The organism is Pseudomonas sp. TR47 (assembly GCF_044143025.1).
In the GTDB taxonomy this organism is placed as follows: domain Bacteria; phylum Pseudomonadota; class Gammaproteobacteria; order Pseudomonadales; family Pseudomonadaceae; genus Aquipseudomonas; species Aquipseudomonas putida_E.
Genome location: NZ_JBHFCS010000001.1, coordinates 478,009 through 496,136, shown reverse-complemented (window position 1 = coordinate 496,136; position 18,128 = coordinate 478,009). Strand labels below are relative to the sequence as shown.

The following is an 18,128-nucleotide window of genomic DNA, read 5'->3' as shown; positions in this document are numbered from 1 at the left end:
ATGGCAACGTACAAGCACCTGAGCTTTGAGCGCGAAAATCTCGACAATGCCCGCCGGACAAAAAATCCGCCGAAGTTCGCCAAGCGTGGTGACTTGCGCGGGCATGGTCAAAAGCTGAACGGCTACTTCGCCACTGCCGCAGGCATTGCGCGCCAGCAAATCAAGTCTGCAGAAAACTCCCCTTTCGTGCTTAAGTTGCAGTACGACGGCGCGATGACCTTCGAAAATCTCCAAAAGCATGGCCTGGAGTTCATCAGTCAGGAAAGCAAGCAGGTGTGTGTCGTCTTCGCCACCGAGCAGGGCCTAGCGGTTTTCCAAGATCACCTGAACAAGCTCGGCGTCCTGGGTCAGACCGTAAGCTATAAGCAGATTCTCGAAGCCATCGAGGGTATCGACGCCTGGTCTGCCGAGGATAGGAAGAGCTGGGCGCTGCGCAATCTTGGTCTCCCCGAGGGGGAGCACTTCAAGCTGGATGTTGAGCTATGGCCTCACTACGTCATGAATCACCCAGCACGGATTCGCCTCGTCACGGGTTTTGAAAAATGGTTGGAAGAGGCTGGCATCCAGACAGTGCACAAGCTGAATTACGACAGCTTGGTCATGTATCGCGTCGAAGCTACGCAGGCGCAGGCTGACCTACTTTTGAATCACAGCGATGTGCGTCTGGTCGATCGGATACCGCAGACTGGCATCACTTATGCCCAGCTGAACCGAGATATAGCTGAGCTTCCAGGCAATATTCCGCAACCTGCTCTCGAAGCAGCACGAGTATGCATTCTCGACAGTGGGATCAATACGAACCATCCACTTCTTAGATCCGCAATTGCCGAGAGTGAATCATTCGTTGAAGGCCAAGACGAGTTTGATGAAGTGGGGCATGGTACCGCTGTAGCCGGCATCGCTCTGTATGGTGACGTTGAAGCTTGTGACCGCAGTAATTACTGGCGTCCGGAGTTTTGGCTCTACAACGGCAAGGTCATGCGGAAATGTCCAGATACCGAAAATCCTATTTACGACGAGCACACCGTTGAGGCTACTCTGACGGAGGCTGTTGAGCACTTCGTAGGTTTAGGGTGCAGGATCTTCAACCTCTCATTGGGGAACAGTAATGCTCCCTATGACGGCAGCCACGTTCGCGGGTTGGCTTACATCCTGGATGTGCTTGCGCGTAAGCACAACGTCCTGTTCGTAGTCTCGACCGGTAACTTCATGGGGTCATCTGACCCAGCTGTACCTATCAATAGCTGGCGCGAAGAGTACCCAGAATACCTGTTGCACGAGAGCAGCGTCATCATTGATCCAGCACCTGCGATGAACGTGCTAACGGTAGGCAGTATTGCCCGACACGATGCCACCGTGGATAGTCAGCGTTATCCTGAAATTCATCAACTATCCCCGTCCTGTGAGAATCAGCCATCACCATTCACGCGGCATGGCCCGTCGGTTAAAGGCGCGTTGAAGCCGGAGCTGGTGGCTCATGGAGGAAACCTGGCGTGCCCGGTACATTTCAGGAACAACCAGTGGAAGACGGAAATGCGCGGCCTGGGCGTTCTGACCTTGAACTACCAGTTTCAGGGCAATACGCTGTTCAAAGAAATCTGCGGTACTAGTTTCTCTGCCCCCTACATCACCTACCTTTCCGGCCGTTTACTCAATGAATATCCGGACGCCTCGGCCAACTTGCTGCGAGCGATGCTGGTGAGTCACGCATCGCTGCCGAGCGAGATTGAGACCGCTTTCCCTGACGAAATGAGGAAGGGATACAAGGTCAACAAAGCCACCTATAACCGTGAGATTTCTCGCGACGTTGCCGGCTATGGGCAGGTGAACGAAAGCGATTTGTTTCGATCCTCAGATCACTGCGTAGTGCTAATGTGCGAGGAGACGATTGAAAAAGACGCCTGCCAGTTCTTCGAGTTGCCACTGCCAGCGTCTTATCTGCGCAAAGCGAGAGGGCTGAGGGAATTGAGCGTGACCCTCGCTTATTCGCCAGCTGTGAGAACCACGCGGTTGGATTATCTCGCCACGCAGATTAGCTACAGGTTGGTCAAAGGTAAGTCGCTTGATGAAGTGCAGGCGCACTTCAACAAGGAAAACCAGGACGAAACAGAGACACGAAACGACGATGCAGCCGCCAATCGTGATATCTCTGCGCAGCTGCGAAGCAGAGGTACTGTGCAATCCTCAAAATGGACCTTCAAGCAGCGCAATCCGGACGAGAAGTGGTTCGTGGTGGTAATTCGCCAGGATCGGGAGTGGAAACATCCGGATGTGCTGGTTGAAGAACCATACGCGCTTGTAGTGACGGTTTCAGACCGTGATAACGAGCAGGCGCAATTATACAGCGAGATTCAAGCCACCCTAGCTCTGCAGTTACAGGCAAGAGAGCAGGCACGTCAGCGGGCCGCGATATAGTTTGCAAAGCGAGAGCGTCTAGCCAAAGCTCCCTTGTTTACGCTAATTTGACGGGGCCGCCACCCCAACTGCAGTACGGATTGTGGTGGCTCCTCCTAGTTGCTAGTCTGAGAGTATCAGCTATGCATCACTCGTCTATTGATTAAGGTGGAGTATAAATTCAGCCTAAATCAAAGCATGTTTGCACAACTCTGACTGCTCTTGAATCGAAAATGGCATTCAAGTTTTACAATGCGGATAGTGACGAATAAGATATGCGGAGCCTCTCGTGGTAATTCAGGCAGGTGACGCGTCTTTTTTAGCGACGAGTTCGATATTGTCTCCCTGAACGACAAGCGTCCAGATGATGCTGATCAGAAGTAGCTTTCGTTCGGCGTGCCGCCGAGCTACGCGATGACTGACCAATTGAACCTGCTCAACGAAATTTGGCGAGGTCAGTGGAGGCACCAAAAATATCAATCTCTCTTTCTCGTGGTCGATGCCCAAACTTTATTGTTTATATCCCGAACGACTTTTAGTGCAATTGTCGGAGCCTGAATTCCAGAATCGGTCGCGACAACGGAGATGTTAGTTGTATCTTGAATCGAGAATTTTATTGTTCCCTAAATCTTTCAGTTCGCATTTCTAGCGCAGTTGGCCAGTGCTGAGCGCATCCACTTGGGCATTTTGCATGCCATGAGCTTTTTGAGTTCTTCAGCGCTGAGCGAGTTGGCAATCTTGCTCGCGACCTGCTCATTCACCCCATTTTCTCCGAGATAGAAAAAAGCAGTCAGGGCCGTACCTATTCGCGTTCCTGCTTGCTGGAGTCGTTGGCGAGACGCATGGCGCAGCCGAACAACCGCGCTACCTATCTTGATCTCACGGGTCGCTCCACTGGTGTAGTAAGTAGGCAAAACCTGCATCTGAACACTCAGTCCAAGTCGACGAACAGCTTCTGCACCATGGATCTGGATAGTCTCGCCTCTTGCCCTGGCAACAGCTTCCATTACAGAAATCGGGTTGGCTCGAACCCTTTTGCCCGTGTATTGGCTGTACTTGGGACGCATGTAAACGCCGCGGGCCACACGCTCTAGGTAACCCCTGAGTACCATCCGAGACAGAGCTTTGTTCACCGCAGAGCGGGAGCCCGCTCGCTCGAATACCGCCCTAACAAAGGGCCTTCCCTTAGGCATGCGCTTTATACGGTTCGAAATAGATTCTGCGACAGACACAGCTAATCCTATGTCATGCGGGTTGACAGGTCGTCTGGATATGAACCTACCGGCGTTAAGCGTAGACACCGTACTCAATTCGACCTAGAAGTGTCACCACCTGCTGGTAGCCCGATCGGGTTTCCAAGATGTTGCAAGGCACTTGATGCCTTAGGCCGATCGCTGGCTTGTATAGCCATTGTGCGGCAAGTACTCGACTGCCAAGTACTCGCGTTGCCAGGTGCCCGATTTGCTCGCACCTTCCCTTGAAGCATCGGTGGCCGATGCTCCAGCACCCCAACGGTGAACTGGGGCAAAGCGCCAGTATATGTGGATCGTTCATTTGCACACCTCAAATGTGAAAGCGTATCTCTCAACCGGCAAGTCGGCCAACGGGCTCCATTCTCTTGCCGGCTTGTGCCGCGATATCGAGGAGCTTTCCTTGCGTCTGTGCCCGCCCTCGCAAAAGCTCTTGGGCGCTGCCTTCCTGTTCCGACTTGATACGCCACTTCTCAGTCTTTACCTTCCGCCGACCTTTCAATGTCTCTCCTTTTCTGCATAGGTAGGGCCCAGGCGCAACCCAGCCACTGGCTCAGGCAGCGCAGACTTTGGTTGCATCAGACAGTACATCTCAGCCCAAGCTGAAGGGGGCAGGTGCCCATCCTCATCGGTCAGATGGCGTCACGCTGAGCTCCTCACGAACGCGCTGAATGATTGAATCCAGAGTGGCATCCTTGTCCATAAAAAGGTAGCACTGGGTCAAGATCGTCAAAGGATGAACATTCATGACAGTGGCGAGCCCATGCACCATTTCGAGGGTAGGGCCTTTTCCACCGGCTTCCAGTTGACTGAGGTAGGTTTGGCTGCTGTGGCCACCGAAATCTTCTTGGTTGAGGTTGCGGGATTTTCTAAGCTGCCTCATTGCTTTCCCAAATGCCTGTTTCAGTTCCATTTTTTCATTCCTACAAAAGGAATGATGAAGCCGTCTTGAACGTCGGACATCCATTAACTATTGTTAATATTTTGAGGATTTTTCGATGTTCAAGACCTACAGGCACGCCGAACTCAGCTCAGCCGACATTTTCGGAGAGCCTTCCAGTCGCCGCTGGAAATTTATTGAGCTGGAACTGCACCACCCATGGTTTTACGTGGAGCTCGTGCGTGACTATGGTGATGACATCGTGGGCAGCATGCTGATGATCCCTACGGTACCGATTCTTCAACAGATGCTTTCGGAGCTTGATGACCGCTCATGGCTTGCGCAGGCTCACCTGATGTCTCCTGGTCACATGAGAGGCGGGAAGGACTGGGTGATGGAACCGCTCCAGGAAGTGAGCATTGCTGAATGCGATTCAGGAGCTGAAGAGGGTTATATCTATAAGGTAGTAGGTGGGGCTTGTTACAGCATCCATCTCTCGCCTCGGCAAGAAAAGCTCAAGGTCACAGAAATCATTTTTTCTGCTGAGCGCGATCTGCGCGTGAGTGGATGAGTTAAAGGGCTTGTGCATTTCATTTTTCGCCACCACTCGTTAAAAACCAAAGCAACTACTTCAGTGTCGTTCACGATCAGCAGACCAAAGGCGGCTCCTCTAAGCGGCCTCAATGATGGCCTTCAGACGTCGCTCAAGCGCTTGTACTATGACGTGTCGGCTGTCTTCGTCGACTACTGTAGCAGGCAGCTTTGGATCGATAGGGGTCGCTCGCGAATGACCGCAATCGACCCAAAGCGGACCTCCATCCGAACTTCTTTTCCCTTCAATGATTCACAAGGTGCCAGCAGGCGATAGGTCATGAAAACCCGACCGACGATGTGCCGGTCGGCAACTGGTATCAAATACGCAGCATGTGGACTGCCAGACCTGCCAGGGCGCAAGCAAATAGAACCTGGATCACACCCCGCTTGAAGCGGAATAGGGCTATTGCTGCAGCAACCGCTATCACCGCTGAAGGCCAGTCAAACGCCCCACTGAAGCCCGTTGGCCAAAGCACGTGGTAGCCGAAGAACATGGCGAGGTTCAGGATCACCCCCACCACAGCGGCGGTGATGCCTGTCAGCGGTGCGGTGAACTTCATCTCGTTATGTGTCGACTCCACGACCGGGCCACCGGCCAGGATGAAGATGAACGAGGGCAGGAAGGTGAACCAGGTGACGAGGCTCGCCGCGACTGCACCGGCGAGGAATGGGTGCTCTAGCCCGAACATCGGATGCACGTAGCCTCCGATGAATCCGACGAAGGCAACCACCATGATCAGAGGGCCTGGCGTGGTTTCCCCTAAGGCGAGGCCATCGATCATTTGTGTTGGTGTCAGCCACCCGTAATGCCCGACAGCCCCCTGATAGACATAGGGCAGTACAGCGTAGGCACCGCCGAACGTCATCAGGGCGGCCTTGGTGAAGAACCAGCCCATCTGCGTCAGGGTGCCATCCCAACCAAACGACAGCGTCAATAGCCCCATGGGCAGGATCCAGAGCCCAGCGCCGATCAGCAGCAGACGTACCAGGTGGCTCCATCTGAAACGCGCATGTTCAGGGGTTGGAGTGTCGTCATCGATCAGTGCTGGTCCATAACTGTTTTTCGCCGCCCCATGACCGCCGCCGATCACGAATTTGCTTGGGGCGAAGCGACCGCCTACATAGCCGATGATGGCGGCCGCCAGCACGATCAGCGGGAACGGCACGTTAAGGGCGAAGATGGCCACGAAGGAGGCCGCAGCCATGGCCCACAGCCAGCCGTTCTTCAGGGCTCGCGAACCTATCCGGTGTGCAGCGTGTACGACGATGGCCGTGACTGCCGGTTTGATGCCGTAGAAGATTCCCGCGACTACCGGCACCTCGCCAAAAGCAATGTAGACCCAGGACAGTCCAATCAGGATGAATAGCGAAGGCAGCACGAACAATGCACCGGCAATAACCCCGCCCCAGCTGCGGTGCATAAGCCAGCCGATGTAAGTCGCGAGCTGTTGGGCTTCAGGCCCAGGTAACAACATGCAGTAGTTCAGCGCGTGCAGAAATCGCTTCTCGCTGATCCAGCGCCGGCGCTCAACCAGTTCCTGGTGCATGATCGAGATTTGCCCGGCGGGCCCGCCAAAGCTGATGAAGCCCAGCTTGAGCCAGAACAGGAAGGCTTCATAGAGGCCGATCGGCTGCTGAGTCGCTTTCGATGGCGGCTGTTCACCCACTGCGGAGGGACTATCAACCATTTGGGGTTTCCTCGCTTGCGAAAGCCGTCAGCAGGCCATCGAAGATGCCTCCGGCGACCGTTGTCAGTTGATCGTCATCGCCAATGCTTTCTCTCAAGCCTGCGAGGACACGCTCGATACCGGGTGCCTCGGAGGGTTGGATACCTCCAACGTCCAGGTAGTGAATGACACCTGCCAGGCGTGCCAGACCTGGCTGCTGAACGTCAAAGCTCTCGATAAGGGTTTCAAAGGACACCCGCTGGCCGACATGGCTGAATCTGGCCCCATCAAAATCGAAGCCCAGTGCATCTCCAGGGCAGTCGCTGGGACTCTCTAGCCACAAGAACTGTGCATCGGCATCGATGAAACGACGGATCAGCCACGCACAGGCCAAGCGATCCACCCATGGGCGCTTTCGAGTTGCCCAAGTCCGCCCCTGGTATTCGCTGCGCTCTAGCCGATTGATGACCTCGTCGTGCGCACTCGGCTCATCGGACGACAGTGCACGGCTAATCGCGGTCTCAAATTCCTGCAGGGCCGAGTCGGCTTGCCCCTTCCATACGCCAGGGAAGAAGTCGATCGCCGCCAACTGAGTGAAGCTCTTTCTCAGTTTGCGCACCTGCCTTGCCGTCTGCAGTGCGTTGTCTGGCGAAAGCTCCCCTCGGCAACCTGCAATCTCTTCGAGGAACTTGGCGTATTCGTCACTTCTGTCGAACAGCCCACTGAAGCGCTCCTTGCGCTCAGGCAGCGACAGCAGAAATGCCGTGCCGTTGATGGCCAGCACATCTCGCTCCACGGCTTCAAATGTCTCGCGGCCCGCGCTTTGGTCAGGCAACAGATACACGCCATCCCGCAGCACAGCTGCGCCAGAGGCCTTGAGGGTTCTCCAGGCACGCATGCGCTCGGTGGCATTGGCCGTGGGTAGCCCGAGAATCAGGAGCAACCAATCGATCATGTAATATACTCAACACAAAACGTATCTTTCACTACATTAACCAAGATTGAGCCAAAAGCAACGGGTATTTGCGGGAGGGTTTGAATTACAGGTTGTCGCGTTGACCACATCCCCCCAGGGGGGATACGCTATTGCCTCGTGATGTAACCAAGGCGATAGGATCGCCTACAGCCGTGCACAGAGGTGCCATGCTCTCCGTCCTGAAAAACCGCACTTACAGGCACCTGTTTATCGCTCAGGTGATCGCCCTGATCGGCACCGGCCTGGCGACGGTGGCGCTTGGGTTGCTGGCCTACGATTTGGCCGGCGCGCAAGCCGGCGCGGTCCTGGGTACTGCGCTCGCGATCAAGATGGTGGCTTACATTGTTGTGGCCCCGATCGCCGGGGCGTTCGCCGAGCACCTGCCCAGGAAAGCCATGCTGGTCTTCCTCGACCTGGTCAGGGCAGCGGTGGCGCTGCTACTGCCCTTCGTCACGGAAATCTGGCAGGTCTACGTACTGATTTTCGTGCTGCAGTCTGCTTCCGCCGCATTCACCCCAACCTTTCAGGCCACCATCCCCGACATCCTTCCCGATGAGCGTGAGTACACTCGGGCGCTGTCGCTTTCGCGTCTGGCTTACGACCTGGAGAGCGTCATCAGCCCGATGCTCGCGGCTGCACTGTTGACCGTGGTGAGCTTCCACAGCCTGTTTGGTGGCACTGTCGTGGGTTTTCTCGTTTCAGCTGCCATGGTGGTTTCAGCAGTACTGCCGGTAGCGGTTCGTGGACCCAAGCGGAGCATTTACGAGCGTACGACCAAAGGCCTGCGGATTTTCCTGAATACTCCGCGCCTGCGCGGCCTGCTTGCCCTTAACCTGGCCATTGCTGCTGCCAGCGCGATGGTGATTGTGAATACGGTCGTGCTGGTACAGGCGAAGCTTGGGCTGGACCAGAGCGCAATGGCTATGGCGTTGATGGCCTTCGGAGGTGGCTCGATGGTCATTGCGTTGGTGCTCCCGCGACTACTGGAGCACCTGGACGATCGCAAGGCTATGTTGGCCGGCGGAGCGATCCTGGTGGCCGGTTTGCTAGTCGGGGCCTTCGTGTCCAGCTATTCGGCCTTGATTGCGTTGTGGGTGGTACTGGGCGCTGGCTACTCCCTGGCTCAGACGCCATCTGGACGGATCCTGCGACGGTCCTCCTCTGCCCAAGATCGACCGGCGCTGTTCGCTGCTCAGTTCGCGTTGTCCCATGCCTGCTGGCTGATCACCTATCCGCTGGCCGGATGGTTGGGAGCCAGCGTCAGCCTCACCGCTGGGTTCATCGGTCTAGGTCTGCTGGCTGGGGGTGCCTGGCTATTGAGCAAATGGATTTGGCATCCCGATTATGATCACGAGGTCGTGGCGCATCATCACGACGACCTTTCTGAAGATCATCCCCATGTTGCAGATGGAAAATCTCACGCTCATCCGTTTGTGATCGATGACGAACACCGGAAATGGCCTCGCTCCTAGCACAAGGCTCGACGCACCTCAGCACTTCCCAAATGGAGCACTTATGAAAAACCGCCACACCGTGTCGATCATCGGCGCTTCCCTCATTCTGGCTGTAACCAGTGCTGCCGCTTCCGCCGAAGTTAAGGTTGTGACCAGCATCAAGCCTCTCCAGCTCATCGCTGCAGAAGTTCAGGACGGTGTAGGCGATGCCGAAGTCCTGGTACCCGCCGGTTCGTCAGCACATAGCTTCTCGCTCAAGCCTTCTACGGTTCGAGATATTCAGGCTGCAGATGTCGTTTACTGGATTGGGCCGGATCTCGAAATTTATCTCGCCAAAAGTCTCTCTGCCCGCAGCGGAAAGACCGTAGCCATCCAGAATCTGCCAGGTCTGCACCTACGCCACTTCGGCGAGGAGCATGACCACGCTGAACATGGTCACGACGAAGTACTGAACAAGGTCCCTGAGGGCGACGATCATGACGATCAGCACCGCCCCGGCTCTGTTGACGCCCACCTTTGGCTTCGCCCGAGCAACGCGGTGGTGATCGCCAGGCAGATGGCCGCTGACCTGTCCGCAGTTGATCCTCAGAACGCCACTCGCTATCAAGCGAACGTCGAGGCGTTTGATGCCCGAATGAGCAAACAGGATCAAGAACTCAAGGCTCGCCTGCAGCCGCTTGCGGCCAAACCTTTCTTCGTCTTCCACCAGACCTTCGACTACTTCGAGGAAGCGTACGGCCTGAACCACACGGGCGTCCTGGCGATCGGCGGTGAGGTGAGACCAGGTGCGCGACATGTCGCAGACATGCGAGCCAAGCTTGAGGCTGCAGGTCCCAGCTGCCTCTTCAGCGAGCCTCCCGTACGACCGACGCTGAGCGACACGCTGGCGGCGGGGCTTCCGGTGCGCTTTGCTGAGCTCGATGCGTTGGGTTACGGCGTCGCTGCCAAAGCTGGGGGCTACGGAGAGTTGCTTTCACGCGTAGGGAACGAGCTGGCGAAATGTCTGGAGAGCCTGGACAAGACAAAACAATGAATCTAGCTGGCCAGCTGCAGCGTTAGCTCAACCCGGGTCCCTTGGTCCTGTGTGCTGTGAATATCAACGGCTCCCCCAAAGCGCTCCATGATTCGCTTCACCATGACGAGCCCTACGCCCAGGCCCCCTCGCTTCGTTGTGGTGAAGGGTTGAAAGAGTCGCTTGCGCTGAGCCTCGGACATGCCCTCTCCGGTGTCGCTCACGATGATCGCGAACTTGCGACTGGACTCGGCACGGGTTAGCTCAATGCTGAGCTTTCCGCCCTTTGGCATCGCCTCCAGCGCGTTGGAAACAAGACTGTTCAGCACCTGAAGTAAAAGGACCCGCTGGCTCACTACCGGTTGGGCTGTCTCTGGAAGGGCCAACTCGACGTTGACCTGGCAAGCTCTGATTTGAGGTTGGTAGGCGGCCAACGTTTCATGGATAGCGGCGATGGGATCGACAGGCTCGGCTGCGGCCGCTGATGGGCTTGAGGTGGCAAGGAGGTCTCGCACCCATGAGGCCATTCGATCGACCTGAAGAATGATGTCGGCGACGTTGCGGTGGACATTGGGCGGGGCGATTTCCTGAACCAACTCAGCACTGGAGCGAATACTTGCCAATGGGTTACGCAGGCTGTGAGCTACCGCTGCGGACATCTCGCCCATGGCGACAAAGGCCTCGTTTTGCATGATCTGCTTTTGCTGAGCCGCCAGGATGGCTGAAGCGCGGCGCACGATGCGGTACAGAGCCAAATAGATCAATGCGCCGCCGACCGACGTAGCGAGCCACATCAGGATGTAGCCATGTTGGGTTCTGGCCACCAGATCTGAAGGTTCTTTGTAGATCTCGATCATCGCCACGGCATCACCCGATGCGTTGAGCATCGGAATGTAATTTTCGATGAAAAAACCCTTAGGTGGTCGCGGAAACTTCTGCTCTTCGCGTTCAGGCACCACGTCATGGTAGGTCGCGAATATGCGGGCTTTGGTGGCAAATGATTCGTTGAGCTGGTCGTCCTCGTCCACCGTGGTCCCCATCAGCGCTGGATTGCTCGACCAGATGACAACGTTATCAGGTGCGTAGATGGTTACCAGCAAGGTGTCCGGCTGCCGGGCGATGTTCTCAATGTGCTCAAGAAACTCTCGACGTGCCATCTGGCGCTTCGATCGGGTTACGTTGGAATAAACCAGATCCGCTCGGGGATCGAGCATTTCGCCCATCTGATGCTGCGGCAAATGGTGAGTGCCAACTTCGGTCGAGGCCAGCGACTGGATGAACTGAGCTGTGAGTGCCGCATCACGCTGGATGCTTTCGTTCACCACGAACCGTGAAGCGATAAATCCCAGCCCCAACGCAACGAAGGTGATGATCAAGACACTGACCAGTGAAAACCAGCGCAGCAGGTCGTATTGCACGATTCCGGCGGTGTCTCCCTTGATCCCTAGCCACTGCGTGAAACGCATGCCCTCGACCCCTTTATGGTCAACTGGTGCATATCGTTTTATAGACCATGAGACGCCTGCGCGACATCCCAAGGTCTTAGATTGTGCGAGGTAGAGCCATCCGTGGCTCTGCTTAATCAGTCGTGGGAATGTCCATGCCCGGCGTTGTCGTTGGTAGTGGCAGGCTCTTCACTGCAGGCGCCCAGCAGGCTAAGCAGGCTTACGAGTAGGACAGAGCGCAACAGTTTTGTGGTCATCGTAGATTATCCAATCAAGATCAAGGAGGTGCCTGCTAGTCGCAAGCACCGTGGGTTTCACTTCTTAACGGCCAGGTAATCGCCGGTTGTGTTCAGGACAATGGTGACGTTGCCTGACGTGCGGTTACGCCAGAACCAGCCATGGGTACCGTCGAAAAGCGCTGTCAGCTCACCTTTGTCGCCTTTCACCTGGCGGCCCTTGCTGTAGCTGTGGAAATCGCCCTGGGCTGCGTCGTAGGTTTCACCGTGGGTGTCGTGGTTGACCGGACCTGAGGCGCTCCACTCGTAAGTCACGACGCTTCCTTTGCGCATCTCCAGTTTGATTTCACGGCCTTCTCCCGGCTTGAGCGTCAGACTGACCTCATCCGATTTCGCCGCCGGGGCTGCGGACTTTGCTGGTTTCGCGATTGCCACCTGCTGTACTGGTACCGGCACGCTAACGGGTGGCGGTGCCGGGATGGCCGCCGGTGCAGGGGCAGAGACGGTGACAGCGGGGGTAGAGTTCTTGGCTGCAGCCTCGTCCGCCAGTGCCTCCTGGGCCAGAGAGATCTTGATCTCGCCCATTTGCGTCAGGCCCATCGCCCGGCCCAGGCCAGTAGGATCGACCGCATATTCAGACGGCATGACAACCGTAACCAGCAAACCCATGGCCACTGCGAAGGCAATGGCCGTGGAGCGGACAAGTTGACGGCTGCTCGGCAGTTCGCTTGCCGAAGGAAGGGGGGAATTGAACATGTGAAGCACCTCAGGCAGTAACAAATAGACCGGTCAGCTGATAACCCATCAGCAGGAAACCGGCACTCATCATGGCAACGTTGGCGGTGTAGGCGTGACGCCAGAAACCACCGGTTCTTCTCCAGAAGCCCATCAGGATCAGGATGGCGCTCAACGCGAGCAGCTGACCGATCTCAACCCCGACATTGAAGGCAATGAGGTTGGGGATCAGGCCGTCGGCCGAGATTTCGTACTCCTGAATCTTCGTTGCCAGGCCAAAGCCATGCAGCAGGCCGAAGGCCAGTGTCGCGGCTTTGGTGTTCGGCTGATAACCAAACCAGCGCTTGAAGGCCCCCAAGTTATCCATCGCCTTGTAGACCACCGAGAAACCGATGATCGCGTCGATGATGTAGGAGCTGATGCTGATTTCGGTGAGCACGCCGAATAGCAGCGTGACCGAATGCCCCACGGCGAACAGCGTGACGTAGAGGCCCACGTCCTTGAGGCGGTAAAGGAAGAAGATGACGCCGAACAGGAACAGCAGATGGTCATAGCCCGTCATCATGTGCTTGGCGCCCATGTAGATGAACGGGATTAGCATGATCCCCGAGCTTTCCTGGATGAATCCCTTGTCGCCTTCCGCTACGGCATGTGCCAACGCTTCAGGCATGCCGACGAGCAAGGACGCAACGAACAGGAACAGGAGGAAGATGGGATGGCGTGCGCGCACGGCGAGCAGGCTCCCACCCGGTATCGAGTGTAAACGCATGGATCAATCCTTTTTGCAGTGATCGAGAGCCGCAAAGCGGCCAGGGTCAGGAAGCAAAAGCAGGACGAGGTGGGCGTTCGATCCGGAAGATTGGCGGGTGGGGTACCGATTCGCCTGACCAGGCCAAAGGCGTGGATGCGCCGAAGACCGGCATCAGTTGCGCGGCAGAAGAGAGCTGAGGCGTCTCGTGCTGATGGTCGGGTGTGAGCGGAGCATGGTAGTGGTCAGTGCAGTGCGAACAGCTCCAAGTGGCCTCACCGTGGTCATGTCCATGATTAGTGACCACCGCCTCTTGGGGAACGACTTGAGTCGGTACCGCCAACGAATAGGCGTGCCCTGTCCAGGCCAGCATAAAGGCCATAGCCAGAGCGACGATCATGGTCGATGACAGGAAACGACGAGACATCCAGGTGCCTATGAGGCTGTTCCAATAGCAAAGCTGCACGTTTGACCTAACCCCCAGGGGGGGATAGCATCGCTAGCGTAATGTATCGCCAACAGAGACTCAAGATATGCCCGATCACTCTCATGACCACACGCACGATGCCGAACACGGCCATGGCCATACTCACCAGAGCCATGAGGCGATCATCAAGCGCCTGAAGCGTGCTGACGGTCATCTGCGCAGCATCATCGCCATGATTGAGGACGGGCGTGAATGCGTGGACATTGCCCAGCAGTTGCATGCAGTTGAAAAGGCTGTCTGCCAGGCCAAGCGCACGCTGATCCAGGATCATATTGACCATTGCTTGGAAGACTCGGTTACAGCTTTGAGCAAGGGCGATCGATCGGCCCTGGACGAGTTCAAGCAAATCACCAAGTACCTGTAGGGCTGTGTTCGAGCTCACCAGCTATCTCGGCCTGTTTCTGGCAGCGTTCGCGGCAGCGACGCTGTTGCCAATGCAGTCCGAGGCAGCGCTGGTCGCGATGCTGGTGTCTGAGCACTACCTACCTGTGGCGCTTCTCGCGGTGGCCACCGCCGGCAATGTGCTGGGTTCAGTGGTGAACTGGGTACTGGGCCGAGGCATCGAGCGTTTCAAGCACAAGCGCTGGTTCCCGGTCAGTGAGGCCAATCTGCAGAAAGCGCAAGGCCTTTACCAGCGCTATGGGTACTGGTCGCTGCTGCTGAGCTGGGTACCCATCATCGGCGATCCGATCACGCTGGTGGCTGGGGTCATGCGCGAGCCGCTTTGGCGTTTCACGCTGCTGGTTACCTTGGCCAAGGGTGGACGATACCTGTTGCTGACACTACTTGTGCTTGGAAGCATGCCATGACGTCCGATTCCAGCCGTCCTGCAGCAGAGCGTCACGCGGGCCAGGACTTGATCAAGTGGATTGCCTTGATCACGATGGTATTCGATCACATGCGATTGGTCTGGCCGGCTACCAGCGACCTGTTTGTACTGGGTCGTCTGTCATTCCCCTTGTTCTGTTTGGCAGTGGCCATCAACGTCTCGCGGAATCAACCAGGCGAATTATTTACCCGGAGCAACGGTCGGTATCTCGCTCTTTTGGTGCTGTTCGCACTGCTCTCTGAATTCCCTTACCGGATGGTCAGTACTTCGGGCACATTCAACGTTCTGGTCACACTGGCGCTAGGTCTTCTGGTCGCTTGGGGAGTGCAGCACCGAACGCTCGAAAGCTGGATACTGGCAGGTGGCGCGATTCTCGCGGGCTATCTGCTGAGCGAGCCGCTGATGTTTGGCTTTTATGGGGTGTTGGTGCCGGCGGCCCTCTTGTTCGCGATCAAGCGCCCCGAGCTGTTCGCGTTACTGCCAGTCGCACTTTGCGCGGCAGCCAACTCTCGAACAGGTCTGTTCGAGCAAGCGGCGCAACTGGAACCCTTCGCTATCCTCGCACTGTCGACCGCCGCCCTGGCGCCGCTGCTGGGGCTAGCTCTGTTCTGGGCGCCGTTGCCGTTGAAGGTCCTGCCAGTCACACAATGGAGCTATTGGTTCTACCCCGGCCATCTCGTGGCGCTGATGGGTATCCGCAATTTGCTGTAGCCGCAGCTGGCATCCTTGGAATCAAGAACGCCAGCGTAGGAAATAATCGGTGAACAGCCTTAGTGGCAGTGGCGGTCGCCCGTTTTGTGGTTGGTATGACAACCCTTGGAGTCGGTACCGCCGCTGTGCGCGAAGGCAGCAACCGAGGAGAACGAAAGGACCGCAGCAATCACGAGGGAAACGATTTTCATCAGGCTACTCCATGCTTGGTTTTGTAGTGGCAAATTGCCTCATTAAGCATATAGCCATGAGTATTATCTTAACAATCCAAATTCTGGCTCTTGGCAATGTCCGCTAAGGGTCGAAAGCAGTCTATGGGCGGATTCCGCGATGCGGGTTTAGCTGCTCCTGAACCGCTCCGCGAAGCGAACCAAGGGGGTGAAGCTTGACCTTCGAACCTACGCTTATCGACTGGCCAAAAACAGCCATTCGCAGCAAAGACAAATCGACGAGATTACAGCCCCATAGCCTGCGTCATCCCCAATGGTCGATGGCACAAGCTGCGCAAAATGGGTAACCTGTGGAGGATTGCTCTGAGACTTTGTTGGCCATGGCCTCCCCTCGGAGACACTTGATAGCCCGCCTCACATGGCGGGCTTTTCTATTTTTTACTGGAATGCTACTGAACAGCCCCAGCTTACCGCTCCCAAGGGCGCCATTGTGAAGGCGAGTTGGCTCATGAAAGCGTGGGCGAGCCGCAATAATCAGCGGTCGGGGTAATTGGCTTCCTCTCTCGACTGGCTGTCATGCCATTCCGCCCAATGCTTTCGCACTGCTTTGAATTGCTCGGGACAGACCGTACGTGGCCTGCACTCTTCGATATCTCGCGTATCTGTTGCAAACACATAGTGATGGGCCCCGGTCAAAATCATCGTCCTGAAAAATGCTGCTTGAGCGAGACTCAACGTGGTGCCACGCCGACGTGGCGGTGAGCCCACACACGTGAACAGGAGATGCTTGGGGCTGAGTGGCATGAACAGCTGTGTGCCTGGCACATCCCAGCCGCCCTCAAGACTAATTGTTCCATTCGTACCAACTCCGACCCTCATGAAAGGGTTGTCGGACGTTGGCCAGGTGACTCCAGGTGGCGCGTGTAGAATGGTCCAACGATGATTTGGCAACCGATTGATGGTGCTCTTGAGCACATGTTCGATCTGCCAGAGCCAAAATTTCCGGCCGATTAGGATTTCGGCTTTGATGCCTTCTTCGCCATCCTCACTCTTCGAACGGTGAATTCTCAGCGGCAGCCTGCCATAAGGGTCTACAACCGGAGGGGGTTCAGACTGAACTCCGGCGGCTGAAGCTGCCTCGATTTGGCTGATTGACCACTCCATGGTCTCTGACAGAAATGCCTCAAGCGTTTCAGTTTGGCGTTTGAAAAAGCTCTCCATTTGGGCAGGAGTACGGACAGATTGCGCAACAGCAAAGCGGAATAAGTTGTTCCAATCCTCGCGGGTCAACTGCGACTCGCTAACTACCTTTTCGATGGATGCGAATCCAGGCGTTTCGAAGTCACGCTCAAGCCATCGCTCGACTTCGTCACTGGCTTCAGAACCAGACAAGCGAGTATAAAGATGCCGAAGCACCGCCACGCTTTTGGTTGAATACGGCTTCCAAACCGCGCTTTTTTCATGGGGCACTAGCAGACGATAGGCAAGGACTTTGCCCTCTATCGTCCAGTGCTTCAGATACGACTGCGGTACGTAATGGTTGTCCTTTTTGAAGCCTTTCATTCCCTGCTATTTCCTTGAATTTCTTGCCACTTGGCAGCCGTGCTCGCATCCGTGTCTCGCCAGCGAACCTTATTCCGAAGCATCCCGAATGAAGTCCAGCGTCGCCCCTATTTCCTTTTTATTGGCAGGCTGTTTCCCGCCCTGCGCATCAGCTTTCTCGGCAGCTGCTTGCTGATCATCAGAAGATGGCCAATGGGTACCAAATTCCCTCACCAAATAGCGGTTAGTCCGGTCAAATTCGTACTCGCTCTGAAATTCCCCTGGCCTGAACGATATAAGCCGGGAATCGTACAGTCGGGTGATGGCATCGGCTACCTGATGCCTGAGCATCCCCGTGTAGTGGACCAGGCGATCATAGCTCAAGGTCGCAATCCCTCTGCGGTCTCTAAAGGCGAGCAAGGTGAGGTAGATCTTCGACGCGTGGACGTCCAAGGAACGGGCCAACGATTACCGGGGACGCTACGGGAAAGCTGCACCCCACGCGAGCGCCTGGCCAAGTCGATGCAAACGGGTGGTCACGTGGAATGCAAACAAGTGGCCAAGTGAATGCAATTACGCAAGTACGCACAAATGCGCAATCATCTCTTCTTTTGAAGCTGTGAAACCGGCCGCTCCAGCATCGATTGCGTTAGCCCGTGTATATCAGCATTTGCTTGCCAGATCAAAAAACGGCTATGCATGTCTCGAACAGCAGCTAACAGCTTTTGGTTACTCGCTTTCAGTTCCTCAATGCGCTCGTTGGCTGCTTGTATATCGGCAATCCAGCCCGGCTTTAGCTTCTTAGCCTTCAATGCCGCCTTGCAATTCTTCATCGCTAAATCCACGGCAGGTAGATTCATCAGGGACTGGCGAACACGACTGATCCCCAGTTTTTCTTTGCATGCCTCAACGAGCAAAGGCCAGGTCAGCTTCGGCTCTGACCATTCCTCAATTAGCTTAATGATACGTTTCTCATCCTTTGGCGTTAAATGCCCCAT

The 18,128-nt window shown here is 56.0% G+C and carries 19 protein-coding genes; 7 read left to right on the top strand and 12 right to left on the bottom strand.

Annotated elements, in window-relative coordinates; translation table 11 throughout:
- On the top strand, positions 1 to 2,415 hold the full coding sequence (locus ACEWE8_RS02300; RefSeq protein WP_046784616.1) for a S8 family peptidase: 2,415 nt from the start codon (positions 1 to 3) through the stop codon (positions 2,413 to 2,415).
- Between the two features lie 611 nt (positions 2,416 to 3,026).
- On the opposite strand, the gene ACEWE8_RS02295 is transcribed toward ACEWE8_RS02300, so the two are convergent.
- The 3 genes from ACEWE8_RS02295 to ACEWE8_RS02285 form a co-directional block, all read right to left on the bottom strand.
- On the bottom strand, positions 3,027 to 3,626 hold the full coding sequence (locus ACEWE8_RS02295) for a DUF6088 family protein (protein ID WP_080952059.1): 600 nt from the start codon (positions 3,624 to 3,626) through the stop codon (positions 3,027 to 3,029).
- Positions 3,627 to 3,681: 55 nt separating this feature from the next.
- Positions 3,682 to 3,948, bottom strand: a complete 267-nt coding sequence (locus ACEWE8_RS02290) for an antitoxin Xre/MbcA/ParS toxin-binding domain-containing protein (RefSeq protein WP_080952058.1) — start codon at positions 3,946 to 3,948, stop codon at positions 3,682 to 3,684.
- Positions 3,949 to 4,269: 321 nt separating this feature from the next.
- The gene (locus ACEWE8_RS02285; protein WP_046784614.1) at positions 4,270 to 4,557 is read right to left on the bottom strand and encodes a helix-turn-helix domain-containing protein; all 288 of its coding nucleotides are present in this window, start codon (positions 4,555 to 4,557) and stop codon (positions 4,270 to 4,272) included.
- Positions 4,558 to 4,642: 85 nt separating this feature from the next.
- Between ACEWE8_RS02285 and ACEWE8_RS02280 the strand changes: the two genes are divergently transcribed.
- The gene (locus ACEWE8_RS02280) at positions 4,643 to 5,095 is read left to right on the top strand and encodes a hypothetical protein (RefSeq protein ID WP_046784613.1); all 453 of its coding nucleotides are present in this window, start codon (positions 4,643 to 4,645) and stop codon (positions 5,093 to 5,095) included.
- Between the two features lie 340 nt (positions 5,096 to 5,435).
- Here the strand turns inward: ACEWE8_RS02280 and chrA are convergent, their stop codons facing one another.
- Complete coding sequence (gene chrA, locus ACEWE8_RS02275) at positions 5,436 to 6,806, bottom strand: chromate efflux transporter (RefSeq protein ID WP_046784612.1); 1,371 nt, start codon at positions 6,804 to 6,806, stop codon at positions 5,436 to 5,438.
- The gene (locus ACEWE8_RS02270) at positions 6,799 to 7,740 is read right to left on the bottom strand and encodes a chromate resistance protein ChrB domain-containing protein (RefSeq protein WP_144415396.1); all 942 of its coding nucleotides are present in this window, start codon (positions 7,738 to 7,740) and stop codon (positions 6,799 to 6,801) included. Before ACEWE8_RS02270 ends, chrA begins: the two co-directional genes overlap by 8 nt.
- Before the next feature lie 188 nt (positions 7,741 to 7,928).
- Between ACEWE8_RS02270 and ACEWE8_RS02265 the strand changes: the two genes are divergently transcribed.
- Together ACEWE8_RS02265 and ACEWE8_RS02260 are read left to right on the top strand one after the other, a co-directional pair.
- The gene (locus ACEWE8_RS02265) at positions 7,929 to 9,233 is read left to right on the top strand and encodes an MFS transporter (RefSeq protein ID WP_046784611.1); all 1,305 of its coding nucleotides are present in this window, start codon (positions 7,929 to 7,931) and stop codon (positions 9,231 to 9,233) included.
- Between the two features lie 43 nt (positions 9,234 to 9,276).
- The gene (locus ACEWE8_RS02260; RefSeq protein ID WP_046784610.1) at positions 9,277 to 10,248 is read left to right on the top strand and encodes a zinc ABC transporter substrate-binding protein; all 972 of its coding nucleotides are present in this window, start codon (positions 9,277 to 9,279) and stop codon (positions 10,246 to 10,248) included.
- 2 nt (positions 10,249 to 10,250) lie between these two features.
- Here ACEWE8_RS02260 and ACEWE8_RS02255 read toward each other — a convergent pair whose 3' ends face one another.
- The 3 genes from ACEWE8_RS02255 to ACEWE8_RS02245 form a co-directional block, all read right to left on the bottom strand.
- On the bottom strand, positions 10,251 to 11,693 hold the full coding sequence (locus ACEWE8_RS02255) for a HAMP domain-containing sensor histidine kinase (protein WP_046784609.1): 1,443 nt from the start codon (positions 11,691 to 11,693) through the stop codon (positions 10,251 to 10,253).
- Between the two features lie 293 nt (positions 11,694 to 11,986).
- Positions 11,987 to 12,664: a hypothetical protein gene (locus ACEWE8_RS02250; RefSeq protein ID WP_046784608.1), complete on the bottom strand. Its 678-nt coding sequence runs from the start codon at positions 12,662 to 12,664 to the stop codon at positions 11,987 to 11,989.
- Positions 12,665 to 12,674: 10 nt separating this feature from the next.
- Positions 12,675 to 13,412, bottom strand: coding sequence for a HupE/UreJ family protein (locus tag ACEWE8_RS02245; protein ID WP_046784607.1), 738 nt, complete (start codon positions 13,410 to 13,412; stop codon positions 12,675 to 12,677).
- A 512-nt stretch (positions 13,413 to 13,924) separates the two neighbouring features.
- On the opposite strand from ACEWE8_RS02245, the gene ACEWE8_RS02240 reads away from it, so the two are divergent.
- The 3 genes from ACEWE8_RS02240 to ACEWE8_RS02230 are packed head-to-tail and all read left to right on the top strand — an operon-like array spanning position 13,925 to position 15,418.
- Entirely contained in the window at positions 13,925 to 14,242 is a 318-nt protein-coding gene (locus ACEWE8_RS02240; RefSeq protein WP_046784606.1) for a metal-sensing transcriptional repressor, read from the top strand.
- Between the two features lie 4 nt (positions 14,243 to 14,246).
- Entirely contained in the window at positions 14,247 to 14,687 is a 441-nt protein-coding gene (locus ACEWE8_RS02235) for a YqaA family protein (protein ID WP_046784605.1), read from the top strand.
- Complete coding sequence (locus tag ACEWE8_RS02230; protein WP_046784604.1) at positions 14,684 to 15,418, top strand: TraX family protein; 735 nt, start codon at positions 14,684 to 14,686, stop codon at positions 15,416 to 15,418. Before ACEWE8_RS02235 ends, ACEWE8_RS02230 begins: the two co-directional genes overlap by 4 nt.
- A 59-nt stretch (positions 15,419 to 15,477) precedes the next feature.
- Here ACEWE8_RS02230 and ACEWE8_RS02225 read toward each other — a convergent pair whose 3' ends face one another.
- From ACEWE8_RS02225 to ACEWE8_RS02210, 4 genes are all read right to left on the bottom strand, one after another.
- On the bottom strand, positions 15,478 to 15,609 hold the full coding sequence (locus ACEWE8_RS02225; RefSeq protein ID WP_144415395.1) for a YHYH domain-containing protein: 132 nt from the start codon (positions 15,607 to 15,609) through the stop codon (positions 15,478 to 15,480).
- Positions 15,610 to 16,122: 513 nt separating this feature from the next.
- Positions 16,123 to 17,151, bottom strand: coding sequence for a DUF4238 domain-containing protein (locus ACEWE8_RS02220; protein ID WP_046784603.1), 1,029 nt, complete (start codon positions 17,149 to 17,151; stop codon positions 16,123 to 16,125).
- Between the two features lie 69 nt (positions 17,152 to 17,220).
- Positions 17,221 to 17,514 carry a hypothetical protein gene (locus tag ACEWE8_RS02215; protein WP_189339939.1) on the bottom strand — a complete coding sequence of 98 codons (294 nt, stop codon included), beginning with the start codon at positions 17,512 to 17,514 and terminating at the stop codon, positions 17,221 to 17,223.
- Positions 17,515 to 17,729: 215 nt separating this feature from the next.
- Positions 17,730 to 18,128 carry a hypothetical protein gene (locus ACEWE8_RS02210; protein WP_046784602.1) on the bottom strand — a complete coding sequence of 133 codons (399 nt, stop codon included), beginning with the start codon at positions 18,126 to 18,128 and terminating at the stop codon, positions 17,730 to 17,732.